Genomic DNA, 1,756 nt, shown 5'->3' on the forward strand with positions numbered 1-1,756 from the left:
ACTCCAAAGCCTTCCAATTAAAGAATTCAGGAGGGTTATTTGGCATGTGCAAAATAAGTATATCACAATTAATTTAAGTTTTTTAGAGAAAAATATTGACAACTATTAGCTGGTTTAGCTTAAAAATCATTGAGTATTCACCCATTTTTATCTGAAAGCAACTTATCTATTTTTTCTTCTATTCTATTTAATTTTTTATTTCTATCCTTAGATTTTACAATCAATGTAATAACTACTGCAACCAAAGCAATAAGAATCAGTAAAAAAAACAATTGAACAATTATATCTCCTACTAATACTCCGCCAACTGTTGTTAAAAAAAACATAAGTATTTCCACCTTTCACTTATATAAATTTGATAATTCCTACTGCAATTTCACCGTAATATGGAAGTGGTGTTTTCTATTCTTCTGAAAAAATACGATTTTTGATAATCGCCTTGATTAACTATTGCACCCAATAGTTTAGTTTAAGTATATTCCTTCACAACCTCTAAGAATTTAAACGCTAAAGAAAATATCTTATCCCTTATTTATTAAATATCACTTAGGCAATTTGTTTTTCACCATTTTTCCCACTCTGAAATCAATTCTTATTTTTTGGTAGAAATAGTGAAATAATTAATAGTAGAATACTTATCCCAAGTCCTAGATAGGTTATCAAATCAATTGTATCCATTGTTAATAAAGTAGCCCACCCCGTAGAAAAGATGATTAATCTAAACAGCGAGGTTAATATTGCCATTGCAAATGCGATTACCTGAACAATTCTACGAGTATTTATGTTCCCACACCCTTTTATTTTAACTGAATATCCTTGTTACTCCTACTCATATCTAAACTGCCCCTTTTATAAATTCAAAAGAAAGAGGACTAATCCTTATTCAAGAAAAGCCCCCTATAGCGAAATAATAAACAATCACCCAATAACAGGTATAGTAGCTAAAGATACTAGCAAGATTAAACTCCAATTTCAAACAAATGAAGTATACATATTATTTCTGATTCTGATAGACTACTCTCTTTCACTAAAGTGATATAGTTTTTTCTCGGTGGTAGTTTTCCACTTTCCTCCATTATGACAATCGGCTCGGAATCCTCATATAACGTTGTTTGTTTCGTATGAGTTTTTTTTGAGATTATGTATTTTCTTTCATCTAAATGAAATTCTAATATTCGTTCAGTCATTTTGAACTTACTCACATCAGTCAGTATGAAGTTCTCTTTATTTGCTGAATCCTTTAAAGACCACTTCCGTTTCGCAACCCCAATATCTTCAACTTTTACAAGCTCTTTACCTGCCATATTCTTAATAGACACATTGATAAACCAAGTCGTAAAATGTAGGGCTAAAAGTTTTTGCCAAATATTCTTATGATATTTTTGTAGAGAATAAACTACTTTCCCTTCATTGTTTGTAACACCAATTTCAATGTTTGATGTTATTCTTGTTGGCACATCATAGCAAAAATCATACTTCAATTTAATTTTAAGCTCCCTTTCCCTTCATAGTGCTTTCTGTTTAGAAGTCTATATGTATTACGAATGTAACTGTAGTTTGGTTTCACTCTTGTTAAAGAAACCTGCCCCTTTAGCACAATAACTTAGCTTAATTCTAACATTAAGTATCTGGATCTACGTCAATATTTAGGACACATTTAAGTTAGTTTTTTGGTTGTGCTTTGAAGCTTATTTGAATAGATATGTGAAGGCTTGACATGGAGCCTCTGTGTGCGTGGTGATTTGCGAAAGACGAA

2 protein-coding genes are annotated in these 1,756 nt (G+C 31.0%); both read right to left on the minus strand.

The window, feature by feature from the left end:
• Positions 1-137 precede the first annotated feature (137 nt).
• The gene (locus M3210_RS19785; protein ID WP_251517993.1) at positions 138-326 is read right to left on the minus strand and encodes a hypothetical protein; all 189 of its coding nucleotides are present in this window, start codon (positions 324-326) and stop codon (positions 138-140) included.
• 633 nt (positions 327-959) lie between these two features.
• The gene (locus M3210_RS19790; RefSeq protein WP_251517994.1) at positions 960-1,481 is read right to left on the minus strand and encodes a tubby C-terminal domain-like protein; all 522 of its coding nucleotides are present in this window, start codon (positions 1,479-1,481) and stop codon (positions 960-962) included.
• Positions 1,482-1,756: the final 275 nt, after the last annotated feature.

Source organism: Oceanobacillus luteolus, assembly GCF_023715655.1.
Lineage (GTDB): Bacteria > Bacillota > Bacilli > Bacillales > Amphibacillaceae > Oceanobacillus > Oceanobacillus luteolus.

What these genes read in the sequence shown, in the direction of transcription:
- M3210_RS19785 (WP_251517993.1), bottom strand. Translation starts at nt 326, where the DNA reads ATGTTTTTTTTAACAACAGTTGGCGGAGTATTAGTAGGAGATATAATT.